The 16,365-nt window shown below is 53.2% G+C and carries 14 protein-coding genes and 1 pseudogene; 7 read left to right on the top strand and 8 right to left on the bottom strand.

Annotated features, from left to right (window positions below; all coding sequences use genetic code 11):
* Positions 1-127: 127 nt before the first annotated feature.
* The 6 genes and pseudogenes from C7B16_RS22480 to yjcO form a co-directional block, all read left to right on the top strand.
* Positions 128-1,285: pseudogene (locus C7B16_RS22480) on the top strand (ABC transporter substrate-binding protein); the annotation flags it as partial.
* 100 nt (positions 1,286-1,385) lie between these two features.
* Positions 1,386-2,435 (top strand): ABC transporter permease, encoded by a 1,050-nt coding sequence (locus C7B16_RS22475; RefSeq protein WP_107180176.1) that lies wholly within the window; start codon positions 1,386-1,388, stop codon positions 2,433-2,435.
* Positions 2,435-3,268 (top strand): ABC transporter permease, encoded by an 834-nt coding sequence (locus C7B16_RS22470; protein WP_001131973.1) that lies wholly within the window; start codon positions 2,435-2,437, stop codon positions 3,266-3,268. The genes C7B16_RS22475 and C7B16_RS22470 overlap by 1 nt, the downstream gene beginning before the upstream one ends.
* Positions 3,261-4,097: an ABC transporter ATP-binding protein gene (locus C7B16_RS22465; RefSeq protein WP_107180175.1), complete on the top strand. Its 837-nt coding sequence runs from the start codon at positions 3,261-3,263 to the stop codon at positions 4,095-4,097. Before C7B16_RS22470 ends, C7B16_RS22465 begins: the two co-directional genes overlap by 8 nt.
* Positions 4,084-4,788, top strand: a complete 705-nt coding sequence (locus tag C7B16_RS22460) for an ABC transporter ATP-binding protein (RefSeq protein WP_107180174.1) — start codon at positions 4,084-4,086, stop codon at positions 4,786-4,788. Before C7B16_RS22465 ends, C7B16_RS22460 begins: the two co-directional genes overlap by 14 nt.
* A gap of 110 nt (positions 4,789-4,898) precedes the next feature.
* Complete coding sequence (yjcO, locus tag C7B16_RS22455; protein WP_085449492.1) at positions 4,899-5,588, top strand: Sel1 family TPR-like repeat protein YjcO; 690 nt, start codon at positions 4,899-4,901, stop codon at positions 5,586-5,588.
* A 161-nt stretch (positions 5,589-5,749) separates the two neighbouring features.
* On the opposite strand, the gene gltP is transcribed toward yjcO, so the two are convergent.
* The 8 genes from gltP to nrfA all read right to left on the bottom strand — a co-directional run bounded on the left by gltP (position 5,750) and on the right by nrfA (position 13,781).
* Positions 5,750-7,063, bottom strand: coding sequence for a glutamate/aspartate:proton symporter GltP (gene gltP / locus C7B16_RS22450; RefSeq protein ID WP_000789606.1), 1,314 nt, complete (start codon positions 7,061-7,063; stop codon positions 5,750-5,752).
* 342 nt (positions 7,064-7,405) lie between these two features.
* Complete coding sequence (nrfG, locus tag C7B16_RS22440) at positions 7,406-8,002, bottom strand: heme lyase NrfEFG subunit NrfG (protein WP_016262781.1); 597 nt, start codon at positions 8,000-8,002, stop codon at positions 7,406-7,408.
* Positions 7,999-8,382, bottom strand: coding sequence for a heme lyase NrfEFG subunit NrfF (nrfF, locus tag C7B16_RS22435; protein WP_001037812.1), 384 nt, complete (start codon positions 8,380-8,382; stop codon positions 7,999-8,001). The genes nrfG and nrfF overlap by 4 nt, the downstream gene beginning before the upstream one ends.
* A complete protein-coding gene (locus tag C7B16_RS22430; protein WP_072024168.1) occupies positions 8,375-10,093 on the bottom strand; it encodes a heme lyase CcmF/NrfE family subunit in 1,719 nt (572 codons plus the stop codon). Before C7B16_RS22430 ends, nrfF begins: the two co-directional genes overlap by 8 nt.
* A 19-nt stretch (positions 10,094-10,112) precedes the next feature.
* Entirely contained in the window at positions 10,113-11,069 is a 957-nt protein-coding gene (nrfD, locus tag C7B16_RS22425) for a cytochrome c nitrite reductase subunit NrfD (protein WP_107180173.1), read from the bottom strand.
* Positions 11,066-11,737 (bottom strand): cytochrome c nitrite reductase Fe-S protein, encoded by a 672-nt coding sequence (gene nrfC / locus C7B16_RS22420; protein WP_000220276.1) that lies wholly within the window; start codon positions 11,735-11,737, stop codon positions 11,066-11,068. Before nrfC ends, nrfD begins: the two co-directional genes overlap by 4 nt.
* Positions 11,734-12,300, bottom strand: a complete 567-nt coding sequence (gene nrfB, locus C7B16_RS22415) for a cytochrome c nitrite reductase pentaheme subunit (protein WP_010377524.1) — start codon at positions 12,298-12,300, stop codon at positions 11,734-11,736. The genes nrfC and nrfB overlap by 4 nt, the downstream gene beginning before the upstream one ends.
* A 44-nt stretch (positions 12,301-12,344) precedes the next feature.
* Positions 12,345-13,781 carry an ammonia-forming nitrite reductase cytochrome c552 subunit gene (gene nrfA, locus C7B16_RS22410; protein ID WP_000196871.1) on the bottom strand — a complete coding sequence of 479 codons (1,437 nt, stop codon included), beginning with the start codon at positions 13,779-13,781 and terminating at the stop codon, positions 12,345-12,347.
* Between the two features lie 392 nt (positions 13,782-14,173).
* Here nrfA and acs point away from each other — a divergent pair, with 392 nt between their 5' ends.
* Entirely contained in the window at positions 14,174-16,132 is a 1,959-nt protein-coding gene (acs, locus tag C7B16_RS22400) for an acetate--CoA ligase (protein WP_000078190.1), read from the top strand.
* The last annotated feature ends 233 nt before the right edge of the window (positions 16,133-16,365 follow it).

Here is a 16,365-nt window from a genome sequence, read left to right as displayed (position 1 = left end):
CAACCAGTTGAGCGGATTCGCGTTTAAACTCTGCGCTGAAATTTCTTTTTTTCATTGGAGCACCTGTGTTGTTCTGAGGTGAGCATATCACCTCTGTTCAGGTGGCCAAATTTAGTGTGCCACTACAGCCAGCCAGTTGAAGAAAATCGACGACCATACTGTCCAGGTACAGTGGAGTGCTGACGTCAGTCCGGCGCTGGCGCTGAATATTCTCTCTACGCCAATTGCCTCGATTGTTGACGAGAAGTTGGTTGCGCCAAACGCCAAAAATAACGACTTTGGTAATGAATGGCTGAAGATGCATTCCGCTGGCAGCGGCGCGTTTAAAATGCGTACCTACCAACCGCATCAGGCCATCGTGATGGAAGCCAACGCCAGTTCACCGACCGGCGCACCGAAGCTGAAAAGCGTCATCATCAAAAATGTTCCCGATCCTGCAACGCGTCGCCTGCTGATCCAACAAGGCGATGCTGATATGGCTCGCGATCTGGGGGCAGACCAAATTGATGCATTACAGGGTAAACCTGGCGTCAAAGTGATGAGTATTGCCTCCGCTGAGCAGAACTATCTGGCCTTTAATACCGGCAACAAGGATAACCCGCTGATGAGTAATCCTGCGTTCTGGGAAGCTGCTCGCTGGTTGGTCGATTACGACGGCATCACCCAAAATCTGCTGAAAGGACAATACTTTACCCATCAAAGTTTCCTGCCAGTAGGTTTCCCCGGAGCACTGGAAGAGACACCGTTCACCTTTAATCCTGCCAAAGCAAAAGAGATCCTCGCTAAAGCTGGAATCAAAGACCCGCACTTCACGCTTGATGTCGAAAATAAACCGCCATTTATTACCATCGCGCAGTCAATTCAGGCCAGCTTTGCTCAGGGTGGTGTAAAAGTGGATTTGCTGCCAGCCGCGGGGAGCCAGGTTTACTCACGGGTTCGCGCCCATCAGCATCAGGGGGCCATTCGTATGTGGTTGCCTGATTATTTTGACGCACATTCCAACGCCAGCTCTTTCGCCTATAACGATGGCAAATCCAGCACCGTTGCCGGGTTAAATAGCTGGAAAATCCCAGAACTGAACAAAGAAACGCTGGCGGCAGTCGCTGAACCCGATAATGCTAAACGTCTTGATTTATATAAAAAAATGCAACAAGAACTGCAACGTAGTTCCCCGTATGTCTTTATTGATCAAGGCAAAACGCAAATTGTCATGCGTGATAATGTGCAGGGTTATCAACAAGGATTGAATGCCGATATGGTCTGGTTTGATCAGGTAACCAAATAATCCTGTACGCCACTCGCGCCCGACAACGTTATCGGGCGCGGTTACCAGGGCTGGTCCGCACTGCAGACCAGTCGCTGATTTTTCACTGTATGGAAAGATCATGTCTGCCGCTTTTTCCACTCACGCGAGATGGCGAGGCAAACGCCCTCTGCTCGCGCTCTTGCAGGGACTGTTTACCGTCTCTCTGACGTTGCTCGGCCTGCTGCTGATTACCTTTGCGCTTTCGGCCCTCTCACCGGTCGATCGGGTACTGCAAATCGTTGGCGATCACGCCAGCCAGTCCACCTATGATCAGGTGCGCCACCAGTTAGGGTTAGATCAACCGTTAGCCGTCCAGTTCTGGCATTACCTGGTGAATCTGGCTCACGGCGATCTCGGCATTGCCAGCGCTACCGGGCAACCGGTTCTCCAGGACTTGCTATCGGCGTTTCCGGCGACCCTGGAACTGGCGACGTTGGCGCTTATTGTCGGCTCCGTTGTCGGCGTTATTGCGGGTGTACTTTGCGCCCGTTATATCGGTTCACCGCTGGATTTCGCCGTGCGGACACTGACTCTGCTGGGAAATTCCGTCCCCATTTTTTGGCTTGGTCTGCTGATGCTGGCACTGTTTTACGCCAGACTGCAATGGAGTGCCGGACCGGGCCGGCTGGATGATATTTATCAATTCACCATTGAACCCCGCAGCGGATTTGCGCTGATTGATACGTGGCTTTCTGGCGATCGCGAGGCGTTTACCAATGCCATCAACCATTTGATACTGCCGGTTTTATTACTGGCGTACTTCTCACTCGCCAGTATTACGCGCCTGACACGTTCCGCTTGTCTTGGCGAAATGAATAAAGAATATATTCTGCTGGCGCGCGCCAAAGGGGCCAGCGAGATGACAATTTTGCTACGTCATGTTTTGCCCAACATTCGCGGCACCTTGCTCACCGTTATCGCTCTCGCCTATACATCGATGCTGGAAGGCGCGGTACTGACAGAAACTGTCTTTTCATGGCCGGGCATTGGGCGCTATCTCACCACGGCGCTGTTCGCGGGCGACACTACAGCAATCATGGGGGGAACATTGCTGATTGGCGTCTGCTTTGTGTTGATAAATAACCTCACCGACCTGCTGGTCCGGCTGACCGATCCGAGGTTGCGCTGATGCCGATGTTTCTCTTTTTACGCCGTTTGCGTCATTCACCCGCCGCGTTCTGCGGTTTGATAATTATCCTGTTATTGATGCTAATTGCGCTCTTCGCGCCGTGGCTGGCTCCTCACGATCCTAACTGGCAGGATGCGGCTGCACGGTTACAAGCGCCGGGTAGCCAGCACTGGCTCGGAACAGATAGTTACGGGCGAGATCTGCTTTCACGTTTAATCTACGGCAGCCGACCAGCGCTGGGTCTGGTGGCACTGGTGACCATCATTACACTCCCGGTCGGCCTGCTGATTGGCATTTTATCCGGATACTATGGCGGCTGGCTGGAACGCGTGCTGATGCGTTTTACTGACGTGGTGATGTCAATGCCGCGTTTGATTCTGGCCTTTGCTTTCGTTGCCATGCTGGGGCCGGGGCTGGTTAACGGCGCGCTGGCGCTGGCGTTAACCACCTGGCCCGCTTATGCGCGTCAGGCGCGCAGTGAGATCCAACGTCTACGACACAGTGATTATCTTGCTGCTGCAGAGATGATGGGCATCCGCGGCTGGCGTCTGCTTATTGGTCATATTTTGCCATTGTGCCTGCCATCGGCCATTGTCCGCCTGGCGCTGGATTTAGCAGGCATCATTCTGGCGGCTGCTGGCCTGGGTTTTCTTGGTCTTGGTGCTCGTCCGCCAATGGCGGAATGGGGAGCCATGATCGCTGATGGTATGCAGGTCATTTTCGATCAATGGTGGATTGCCGCCGCGCCCGGCGCAATTATCTTAATTGCCAGCCTGGCCTTTAATCTACTGGGCGATGGCTTGCGCGATGTTCTGGAGCCACAACATGACTGATCCGCGCCTTAGTATCAACAATCTCTGTGTCGACTATCCGGGTTCCCGGGTCGTTAACAATATCAGTTTTACATTAGGCAATGAGCGTCTGGCGCTGGTCGGTGAGTCAGGTTCGGGTAAGTCCATGACCGCCCGCGCCCTGATGGGGCTGGTACGCAAACCCGGAGTGGTAACCGCAGACACACTTAACATCCTGGGTCGTGATGCGCTCACCCTTAACGCGCGTGGATGGCAACAACTGCGCGGTAACGATATCGCAATGGTATTGCAAGATCCGCGTTATGCACTGAATCCTGTGAAAACTGTGAAAGCGCAACTGGAAGAGGCACTTACGCTTCACCAACGCCTGAGTCGCCGCGAAAAAGAAGAGAAAATAAATACCGCAATTCAGGCTGTCGGCCTTAATACGCGAGTGTTGCAAAGCTATCCACGAGAACTTTCTGGCGGGATGGGGCAGCGAGTGATGATTGCAATTGCGCTCATCAACAATCCCCGGATATTGATTGCCGATGAGCCAACATCGGCACTGGATGTTCGCCTGCGCAATCAGATTCTGGAACTTCTGGTGACCCTGTGTGAACAACGACAGATGGCGATGCTGCTGATCAGTCACGACCTGCCATTAGTTGCCCAATTTTGCCACCGGGTGCTGGTGATGTATCAGGGAAGTAAGGTGGATGAAATGCGCGCCGATGCGCTACCCACAGCAACACACCCTTACACGCGCACACTGTGGACTTGCCGCCCGAGTGCGCAAACTTACGGACAGATGCTGCCGACGCTGGACAGGACGGCGATGACGCCGGAGAAATACCATGACGATTGTTGAAATTAATCACTTGCAGGTTACTTTTGCTGAGAAAACCGCAGTTTCAGCCGCCAGTTTTTCGGTTAATGCCGGAGAAACATTTAGCTTAATTGGCGAATCAGGCTGTGGAAAATCCACAATTTTGCGCGTAATTGCCGGATTACAGCGCGACTGGCGCGGCCAGGTATCGCTGTTTGGGCACACCATCAAACCAGGCATGCGTTTTCAGGGCGATCTCCGCCGCAATGTGCAAATGGTGTTTCAGGATCCCTATGCCTCATTGCATCCCAATCATACGTTGTGGCGAACGCTGGCTGAACCGCTCAAAATCCGTGGTGAACGTGAAATAGAAAAACACGTCCATACCGCACTGGAACAAGTTGGTTTACCTGCCGACGCCGCTCGCCGCTACCCGCATCAACTTTCCGGTGGTCAGCGACAACGTGTGGTTATTGCTCGCGCCCTATTATTACGGCCACAACTTCTTCTGCTGGATGAACCCACCTCAGCACTGGATATGTCGGTACAAGCGGAAATTCTTAATTTGTTGAATCAACTGAAGCGGAAGCACCAAATGACCTATCTGCTGGTCAGCCACGATACAGATGTCATCGCGCACATGTCTGACCGGGCGGCAATGATGGATGGGGGGAAAATTCAGCGATTTTTCGATCGCAACGCTCTGGAAAAAGGTGAGCATCGGATGGATTAAAAATCCTTACATCGCATTAAATCATTCTGCCTGCAGGTCTTTTTACAGTTGTTTTTTTGTCCATCCGAACACTTTATACTGTCTATACCCTACCAAACCTCATTATCAAAATGAAAAAAATTATCACTTTGATGTTATTTTTGACATTCTTTGCCCACGCGGACGACTCCGAGCCAGGCAGCCAGTATGTAAAGGCAGCAGAGGCCGGAGATAAACGCGCACAATATTTTCTTGCCGATAGCTGGTTTAGCTCCGGCGACTTGAGCAAAGCCGAATATTGGGCACAGAAAGCCGCTGACAGCGGTGATGCCGATGCCTGCGCGCTGTTAGCGCAGATCAAAATCACTAATCCGGTCAGTCTGGACTATCCACAAGCAAAAGTGCTTGCCGAAAAAGCGGCGCAAGCGGGCAGTAAAGAAGGTGAAGTGACGCTGGCACATATTCTGGTTAATACCCAGGCAGGTAAACCGGATTATCCGAAAGCGATTTCACTGTTAGAAAACGCCTCGGAAGATTTGGAGAACGACTCCGCCGCTGATGCCCAAATGCTGCTTGGCTTAATTTACGCCAACGGCGTGGGCATCAAGGCCGACGATGACAAAGCAACCTGGTATTTCAAGCGTAGCTCTACCATTTCCCGTACCGGGTATTCCGAGTACTGGGCGGGAATGATGTTCTTAAACGGTGAAGAAGGTTTTATCGAGAAGAACAAACAAAAGGCGCTGCACTGGTTGAACCTGAGCTGTATGGAAGGGTTTGATACCGGATGTGAAGAATTTGAAAAGTTAACTAATGGCTAAAATTGGGGTGTCGGATGCGGCGTAAACGCCTTATCCGACCTACAAAAATTACGCTAAATCAGGCTATTGTGCAGTCTGGCGTAGGCCTGATAAGACGCGGTAAGCGTCGCATCAGGCATCCACACATTGCCGGGTGGATATAACTTCCCGGCAATCTTCAATTACTGATCCGCAGTCTTATCAAATTTGCCCAGCACTTCACGCTCGTAGGCCATCGCCTTTTTGCGGTCAAATTTGTGTTCCCACTTGGCAATTACCAGCACCGCCAGCGCATTACCCACCACGTTCAGCGCAGTACGCGCCATATCGAGGATACGGTCAACACCGGCAATAAACGCCAGGCCTTCCAGCGGGATCCCCACGCTACCCAGCGTTGCCAGCAGCACCACAAACGACACGCCCGGCACGCCAGCAATCCCTTTCGAGGTCACCATCAGCGTCAGTACCAGAATGATTTCCTGCCAGATGGACAAGTCAATGCCATACAACTGGGCGATGAAGATAGCGGCAATACTTTGATACAGCGTCGAACCATCAAGGTTAAAGGAGTAACCAGTTGGCACCACGAAACTGGTGATTGACGCTGGTGCGCCGTAGGCTTCCATCTTCTCGATAATCCGCGGCAGCACACTTTCAGAGCTGGCAGTGGAGTACGCCAGAATCAGCTCGTCTTTCAGAATACGAATCAGGATCCAGACGCTTAACCCGCACAGGCGCGCCACAATTCCCAACACCACCAGCGCAAAGAACAGAATGGCAAAATGCACCAGCAGCACCAGTTTCGCCAGCGGCCACAGAGAAGAAAAACCAAAGTTAGCTACTGTCACCGCAATCAACGCAAACACACCAATCGGCGCGTAACGCATCACCATGTGAGTCACTTTAAACATGGTTTCGGAGATGGAGCGGAACACGGTCACCAACGGTTCACGATGCGTCGCGGGTAGGGAGGAAAGTCCCAGACCAAACAACACCGAGAAGAAGATGATCGGCAGCATTTCGCCTTTCGCCATCGACGCCACAATGTTCGTCGGCACCAGCGACAAAATAGTGCCCATTATGCCGTGGGAACTGCTTTGTACCGCTTCCGTGGTGCTCTGATATTTCGAAATATCGACAGTCGCCAACTGCGACATATCCACCCCGGAACCGGGCTGGAAGACGTTCGCCAGAGTGATCCCCAGAATGATAGCGACGGTGGTGATCACCTCGAAGTAGATAATGGTTTTCGCGCCAATTCGTCCGAGTTGTTTAGCATCACCAACACCTGCAATCCCAACAACCAGCGTGGAGATAACAATCGGCACAACAATCATTTTGATCAGGTGGATAAAAATATCACCCGCCGGAGAGAGCAAATTGACGACCAGCCATTCGCGGCTGTCGCTATGGTAGTGCAGGTAACTTCCCAGGAGAATGCCCAGCACCATAGCAAACAGAATCTGCCAGGCCAGGCTGAATTTTATATTTTTCATCAGAATAACTTCCTCAATGGAGCGCCGCTCTCCCGTTCAAAAACGTGAGAACGTGACATACTGCCAGGGCATGAATTGTGTTGCGTTGGTTTGTAGATTTTTTTAACGCTTATGATCAGTATCATTTGCGCGGTATGTTGCGCAACCCTTTAACAACAGAGCTTTTCGCTGCATTAATGCATAATAACGCGAGTTTATGGCAAGATTAATGCATAACCATTTGTTATGGAAAGATTTTTATTTGTTTAATTTGCAATAATACTGATTAGTGATTATTTTCTGAATGCGTTCATTTGGTTAATTTTTACGCAACCCAATAACATAATCTTCAGCTCCGGATGATTAATCCGATCGCCGCTGCAGCAGTTTTGCCATATTAATCGACTCAACCAACTGTGTCCGGTTTACCCTGGGTGAGTTGAGATCCATCACTTTTTGCCATAGTTCGATGGATTGCGCGTAGTTCGCCTGCATAAACGCATCAGAAGCCAGCAGCATCAGGGCGGTGATTTCGTTTTCGTCCAGCGCCAGGGCTTTGTCGATCATCGCACGAGCCTGGGCGGTCATATGCTGGCTGGCCTGGTAATAAAGCACCGTCGCCAGCGCCGCGTACAGTTCAGCGTTCTCACCGCGCAGTCGCAGCGCCTGACGGTACGCCAGCAGCGAATTACTGTAATCGTTTTGCCACAGGTAATACTCGCCCAGCAGCGCCCACTGTTCGCTATTTTGCGGGTTGGCGCGAATTTTATCCTGCAATGCCTGAAGCTGTGTCTCCGGTGTTTGCTGGCTGGTAAACTGATGTAACGGATCGCGCTGGCGCAGATACTCCGCACGTGCCGCCTGCCATTTCGGACTTAACAGATAACCGCCGATACAGAGCAGCGCCATCACAACCGCCAGTGCCACCAGCGTTTTTACCGGCACTTGAGGCTGTTTCATCGTTTCCCCCTCACCCGCCAGAGGATCAGCGCCATCAGCAGTAACAACACCACTGGCAGCGCCCACAGGAGCAGCGTCTGGCTGGTCAGCGGTGGGTTATAGCGGACAAAATCACCGTAGCGTTCGGTCATCCAGCCGACAATCTCAGCTTTGCTTTTCCCCTCCGCCACCATCTTGTAAACCTGATGACGCATACTGACTGCCACCGGCGCGTTGGATTCCAGTAAGTTCTGATTCTGACACTGCGGGCAACGTAACTGACTGGCAATATTTAACGCCTGTTCCTGTTGTTGCAGATTGGCGAATTGCCAGGTGTCTACGACCTGGGCGTGTGCAAAACAGGCAAATATCAACAGTAACGTGAGAAGCAATTTATTCATCGCGATTTCTCCCCCGCCATCCGCTTAGCAATGCACCCGCAATCATCAACAACCCTCCCCCCCAGATCCAGCGCACGCCGCTTTGTACATACAAACGAAAAGCGTATCGATCTGGCCCGGTTTTCTCCCCCATCACTGCATACCAGTCATGGATGCCGTTCCAGCAAATAGACGGCTCCATCATTTGCTGACGGCGCGCTTCATAAAAACGCCGCTCCGGCGTCAGTTCACCAATACGTTGCTGATGGTCAAACAGCGCCACTACCGCTTTTTCGCTGGTGTAATTGCCTTTGGCTTGCAGATCGAGGCGTTCAAAACGGAAGGTGTAACCCGCCAGCGTCACCTGCTGACCCGGCTGTAAATTCAGGCTGATCTCCTGACGGCTAATGCTGGAAACCACGATCCCGGCGGCAAATAACAGTACGCCAGAATGTGCCAGCAGCGCCGGAAGCGGTGCACGTTTGCCAGAGACATACGTCGCCAGCACAATCACCACCAGCATCAACAAACCAAACGGTAATGTCGCGCGATTAAAATACGGCGCACCAACGGAGAGACGCCCCCAGCCCAGCAGGCCGTAAATCATCGGATACAGCGTTCCCACCAGTACGATCAGCAGCACCGCGCAAAACAGTAACAGCGTTGCGAGAATTAACATTTCCCGCGATACCCCCGAAAAACGCACCGCAGAGCCACCGTCCCGCGCCCGCCAGCTATACAGCGCCAAAGACGCAAGGCTAATCAGTGCAAACAGGCTGAACAGCGGCACGGCGCGAACGTTATCCAGCGCGAACGCATGAACCGAAACCAGAATGCCGGAACGAACAATCAACGTACCCAGCAGCGACAGCATCAGCGTAACTATCGCCAGCAACAGAGACCAGTGGCGGAAAATTCCCTGCCGACGTGTCAGAGACAAACTGTGCAGCAGCGCAGTGGCAGAAAGCCAGGGTAATAAGGAGGCGTTTTCCACCGGGTCCCAGAACCACCAGCCGCCCCAACCCAGTTCACAATAGGCCCACCAGGAACCGAGGATGATCCCCGCCGTTAATGCACACCACCCCGGCAGCGCCCATCGCCAGCAGACACGGGCGCTGGCTGCATCAAACTCGCCGCGCAGTAAACTCGCCAGCGCCACACTCGTCGCCACCATCAAACCGCCATAGCCGAGATAAAGCAGCGGCGGATGGAAGATAAGACCTGGATGCTGCAGCATCGGATTGAGATCGCGGCCTTCGATTGCTGGTGGGAATATGCGCACAAAGGGATCAGACCACAGCAACACAAACAGCAGCAGCGCGGCGAGTATGAGAGATAAAACGGCTAACGTGAGCGGAAATAGCGACCCGGTTTGCTGCCGATAATGCCAGGCAAACAGCGCGCTCCAGGCGGAAAGCAACAGCACCCAAAGCATCAACGAACCTTCATGACCGCCCCACACCGCCGCCAGTTTGAGTTCCCACGACAGCAAACTGTAGCTATGTTGAGCGACATAAATAACCGAGAAATCGCTGGTGAGAAAACAATACGTCAGTACGCCAAAGGCAAGCAGCAGGAGCGCGAACTGTGCCAGAGTGCCGATGCTGGTGAGCCGCATCATAGCAGGCCAGCGCAGTCGCACACCCACGAAGGTCGTCAACGGGGTCAACACGTTGACCCCGAGACTTAACAACAACGCCAGAAAACCGACTTCAGGAAGGAATACGTCCAGAAACCACCTCTTTTCTGGCCTACGCCACCGTCAACTGCCCAGCGTAGAGAATGAAAAAGCGCAGCATCAACACACCGATCAGGCTGGCTCCACACGCCGCCAGCACGGCGGGAATGCCGGAACTGCGATTCACCCACGGTTTGAGCAGCATTGGCACAATCAGCCCCAGCCCGACAACGCCAAGCCAGAACCACCCTGTCCAGAAACCGCCGCCCAATGCTGCCACCAGCGCCCGCACTTTACCGTCATCGCCCAACGCCAGACCGACGAAAAACGCCACCAGCAGGAAGATTTCACCCCATACAACGGGTATTTCCATACGGTGAACAAAGTGCGCTTCCGTGGAATGCAGGTTATTGCGCTGGCGTATCGCCATGGCGATCAGCGCCACTGCCGCACCGGACGAGATGCCGGAGAACAGGAACAGCACCGGCAGAATCGGGTTATTGAGGAACGGATACGATTTCAGCGCCGACAGCAGAAAACCGGTATAAGCCCCCAGCAACACCGCCAGCACCAGCATCAGCGTTTCCAGCCCGCGATGAACAGGCGTCAGCAGGGTCAGAACCTTTTGCACGATCCCCAACTTCGGCAACCAGCGTTGTTGCAGGGCAAGCAAATCTTGTTCAAAGATTTTCGCCAGCCACAGCACCAGCACCACCATGTAGAGCTGAAACAGCATCACCCCCATCGACATCACCGAGGTAAAACTGTAGTGGAACATCAGTTTCCAGAAGGTCCACGGCTTCGTCAGGTGGAAGACGAGGATCAACAAACCGAGGATCACCGCGCCAGGCCCGACAAACAGCGTGGTACGCAGCAACGTACTGTCTGCACCGCCCACCTGTGGATAGAAACGACGCAGCAACACAGCCAGCGTCACCAACCCCGCAGAAATTCCCACTAAAAACAGATAGATGGCAATCGGCCAGTCCCACACCAGCGATTCAAAATGAAATGCGGAAGCCTGAGTCATTGGCTTACCTCCCCGTATTTAAACGGCACGCGGTACAGCTTCGGCTTGGTTCCCAGCGCCAGCTTGTAGCGGTAAGTGGTTTTCTGGCGCAGCAGTTTTGAAATTTCACTGTTGGGATCATCCAGATTGCCAAATGTCAGCGCCTTCGTCGGGCAAGCCTCAACGCACGCGGGCAGCTTACCGGCCTGCAAATTGGTCTTACGGCAGAAGTCGCATTTGTCCGCGGTCTTCGTAACCGGATGGATAAAGCGCACGCGGTACGGACAGGCGGCGATGCAGTACTGACAACCGACGCAGAGATCCGGATTAACATCGACAATCCCGCTGGCGGCATCGCGAAAAGATGCACCGGTCGGGCAGACGTCAACGCACGGCGCATGGTCACAGTGCTGGCAAGACTTACGGAAGAAGCGATATTTCACATCAGGAAATTCGCCCTGCGGCTCGCTGCGAATAATCGTCAGGCGCGAAACACCTTCCGGCACCTTGTTCACTTCCCGACAAGCATCCATACAGGCGGTACAACCGATGCATAACGACTCGTCATGCACCATGCCGTAACGCACGCCATTGATATTCAACGTTTTCGCCACCACGCGCCCTGCGGTGCCGCTGACGGCTGCCAGCACGCCGACGCCGGTGAGAAACTGGCGACGAGACCAGGTCATGGCTGCTCCTTAAGCAACGGAACAGACGCCGGGTTAAAGTTCGGATTGGTGCGCTGATCGCTGTGGCAATCGACGCAAATCTTAATCCGTCCTTTGTCACTTAACGTCTGCATCGTATCTTGCTGTGGATGCAGGGAATGACAACTGGCGCACGCCACTTTAGTGACATGAACATCGTGCGGCCAGAATGCTTTTTGCAACTGTTCCGGTAGATGACAGGACATACAGACACTGTTCTGCTCTCCAACGTTGTACATCGGCTCGTTAAAGCGCATCACATCTTTCACCCCTTCGCGATGTTGCGGCGACGGCTGGCCGTGACAGTTGGTGCAGGTAACCGGCAGTTTGTTATTCGGGTTGATAACGGAAGCATGTTTGCCATGCATACCTTCGGTGTCTGGCTTATGACAGTCCAGACAGGCGGCGTCCGGGTTACGCTGCTGGGTAACTTCGTAGCGATCATCAGATACCTGCGCTGCAGGGGTAGCGGTAATTCCGTTCAGGCTCCACAACAGGCCCGACGCCAGCACCCCGGCAGTTAATAACGAACGTAATACGCTCATATTCACTCCATTGTGTTTTCCGCCCCTTGCGAGGCGGAACGGGGTTATTGGCTTAACAGACCGTTTTTACGTGCCTGCTCTTCCCACTGCGGGATCACCGTTTTGATAAAGTCCTGCTTCTCGGCCTTGATTTGTTCCATGTTCAGGCCAATTGCCTGCTGGGCTTTCTCTTTGGTCGAGATATCCGGGATCTGGATTTCATGGGTGATACCTTTGGTCGCCAGCAGGCGCGCCAGTTTGGTACGCGCATCAGCGGCTTTATCCATCGCCGTGCCGAGCATCCGCAGACCTTCTTCCGGTGCATGCATATGAATGCCGTGGGAAGCGATCGCCAGATCCCAACGCCACTGGGCATGACGGATGTCGTCCTGAATCGGCTTCATCTCGGCTTCCGTAGCGCCTGCATCCAGTGCCGCTTTCGCTTCGAAGTGAGCGTGAACCAGTTGATCCTCAACCTTGATTTTCAGGTCATTAATCGACTGTTTACGCTCCGCGACCACTTTTTGCAGCGTGGCTTTGTCCTGGGTATGACAGTTCGCACAAGTCTGGGCGAAGTTATCAAACGGATTGCCAATTTTATGGTCGGTGTAGAGTTTGCCTTCCGCGTTCTGCACTTTCGGCATGTGACAGTCGATGCAGGTCACGTTGTTTTTGCCATGAATGCCCGCAGTCCAGGTTTCATATTCCGGGTGTTGCGCTTTCAGCATCGGCGTTTTCGACAGGGAGTTGGTCCAGTCGGAGAAGGCAATTTTGTCGTAATACTGCTCCATATTTTCGACTTTCATGCCGTTATCCCACGGGAATTTAACGGCTTTATCTTTACCGTCAAAGTAATACTCCACGTGGCACTGACCGCAGACCATCGACTGCTGGTCAAAACGACCACCTTTCTCAAAAGGCTTACCAATGGCTTCCATCGCACGTGCCGCATACGGACGGGAAAGAGTTAACTCTGGTTTGCCTTTGGCGAACTCTGGCGAAGCGGTGTTATGGCAGTCAGCGCAGCCCAGGTTGTTGACGATTTCCGGGCCCCCGCGCGCCCATTTACCGTGGAAGTAACCATCTTCTCCGTCTTTCTGGATCAAACGCGCCACGTCCGGGCTTTTACAACTCCAGCAGGCCATTGGCATCGTGCCATCTTCGGCATTTTTCGGCGCACCGGTACGCAGGGTTTCGCGCACATCGGTAACGGCGTAGGCATGACCGCGCGGTTTGTTGTAATCGCGCGAGAAAGGATACCCCGCCCACAGGATCACCAGTCGTGGATCTTCCGCCAGTGCGTCAACACGCTCTGACTGTTCCGAGGTGGCTTTCCAGGAGAGATATTGATCGGGATGCTGCGGGGCAAAGGTTTCATTCTTCGCTTCCACAGTTACAGGTTTCGCGGGAGCGGCCGTTTGTTCAGCGTGAACAGAAGTGAGAAAGAAAAAAGGAACCAACAAGCTGAAGAAACGGCGTGCGTTTATTTTTATCCTTGTCATAGGGGCTTCATCCAAATTTTGCCATTGAGGCAATGGCAGTTTTTATTGTTTTTTCATAACAGTAACCGCACATACACTGTCATGACATTGCTCGCCCCTATGTGTAACAAATAACCACACTCTGAATGTTGTCTTTAATCAATTGTAAGTGCATGTAAAATACCACTTTAGAGTTAGTCGGTATTTTTCCCGTTTCCAACGGTATGCATAACTGCATGTTCCTCAAAGAATTAATCAACTTTTGTTAGTGACCTTCAAAAATACCCTGCCGTTTATTTGCACTATTCTGCTTTTGCGTGATCTGCCGCCCAAATACTAAACAAAACTACCAATACCCCTACATTTAACGCTTATGCCACATATTATTAACATTCTACAAGGAGAACAAAAGCATGAGTCAAATTCACAAACACACTATTCCTGCCAACATCGCAGACCATTGCCTGATAAACCCTCAGCAGTATGAGGCGATGTACCAACAATCCATTAACGCACCAGATACTTTTTGGGGCGAACAGGGAAAAATTCTCGACTGGATCAAACCGTACCAGAAGGTGAAAAACACCTCCTTTGCCCCGGGTAACGTCTCGATTAAATGGTACGAAGACGGCACGCTGAATCTGGCGGCAAACTGCCTTGATCGCCATTTACAAGAAAACGGCAATCGTACCGCCATCATCTGGGAAGGCGACGACGCCAGCCAGAGCAAACATATCAGCTATAAAGAGCTGCATCGCGACGTTTGCCGCTTCGCCAATACCCTGCTCGGGCTGGGCATTAAAAAAGGCGATGTTGTGGCGATTTATATGCCAATGGTGCCGGAAGCTGCGGTCGCAATGCTGGCCTGCGCCCGTATTGGCGCGGTGCATTCGGTGATTTTCGGCGGCTTCTCGCCGGAAGCGGTGGCCGGGCGCATTATCGACTCTAACTCACGACTGGTGATCACCTCTGATGAAGGCGTGCGTGCCGGGCGCAGCATTCCGCTGAAGAAAAACGTTGATGACGCACTGAAAAACCCGAATGTCACCAGCGTTGAACATGTCATTGTACTGAAGCGTACTGGCGGAAAAATCGGCTGGCAGGAAGGCCGCGACCTGTGGTGGCACGACCTGGTTGAGCAAGCCAGCGATCAGCACCAGCCGGAAGAGGTCAACGCCGAAGATCCTCTGTTTATTCTTTATACCTCCGGTTCTACCGGAAAACCGAAAGGCGTGCTGCACACTACCGGCGGTTATCTGGTTTACGCGGCGCTCACCTTTAAATACGTCTTTGATTATCATCCGGGTGATATCTACTGGTGTACCGCCGATGTGGGCTGGGTTACCGGGCACAGTTATTTGCTGTACGGCCCGCTGGCCTGCGGCGCGACCACGCTGATGTTTGAAGGTGTGCCAAACTGGCCGACGCCTGCCCGTATGGCGCAAGTGGTGGATAAGCATCAGGTCAATATTCTCTATACCGCGCCAACAGCCATTCGCGCACTGATGGCGGAAGGCGATAAAGCGATTGAAGGCACCGACCGTTCGTCGCTGCGCATTCTCGGTTCAGTAGGCGAGCCAATAAACCCGGAAGCGTGGGAGTGGTACTGGAAGAAGATCGGCAACGAGAAATGCCCGGTGGTCGACACATGGTGGCAGACCGAAACCGGCGGTTTCATGATTACCCCACTTCCTGGCGCTACCGAACTGAAAGCCGGTTCGGCAACGCGTCCGTTCTTCGGTGTGCAACCGGCACTGGTAGATAATGAAGGCAATCCGCTGGAGGGCGCGACCGAAGGCAGCCTGGTGATGACTGACTCCTGGCCGGGCCAGGCGCGTACGCTGTTTGGCGATCATGAACGTTTTGAACAGACCTATTTCTCCACCTTCAAAAATATGTATTTCAGCGGCGACGGCGCGCGTCGTGATGAAGATGGTTATTACTGGATCACCGGGCGTGTGGACGATGTACTGAACGTTTCTGGTCACCGTCTGGGGACTGCGGAGATTGAATCGGCGCTGGTTTCGCATCCGAAGATAGCCGAAGCCGCGGTGGTCGGTATTCCGCACAATATTAAAGGCCAGGCGATTTACGCCTACGTCACGCTTAATCACGGGGAGGAACCGTCACCAGAACTGTACGCAGAAGTCCGCAACTGGGTGCGTAAAGAGATTGGCCCGCTGGCGACGCCAGACGTGCTGCACTGGACCGACTCCCTGCCTAAAACCCGCTCCGGCAAAATTATGCGCCGTATTTTGCGCAAAATTGCGGCGGGCGATACCAGCAACCTGGGCGATACCTCGACGCTTGCCGATCCTGGCGTGGTCGAGAAGCTGCTTGAAGAGAAGCAGGCTATCGCGATGCCATCGTAACCCACAATTGCCTGATGCGATCCGGCCTACATTCAGCAACGGCTGTAGGCCTGATAAGACGCGACAGCGACGCATCTGGCGTTGATTGCCGGATGCGGCGTAAACGCCTTATCCGGCCTACATTCGGCAACGGCTGTAGGCCTGATAAGACGCGACAGCGACGCATCTGGCGTTGATTGCCGGATGCGGCGTAAACACCTTATCCGGCCTACATTCGGCAACGGCTGTAGGCC

Origin of the sequence: Escherichia sp. 20412-1 (assembly GCF_003027595.1) — a bacterium.
Lineage (GTDB): Bacteria > Pseudomonadota > Gammaproteobacteria > Enterobacterales > Enterobacteriaceae > Escherichia > Escherichia marmotae.
Note: the sequence above shows the minus strand (reverse complement) of the source record. Positions and strands in the feature narration are given on the sequence as shown.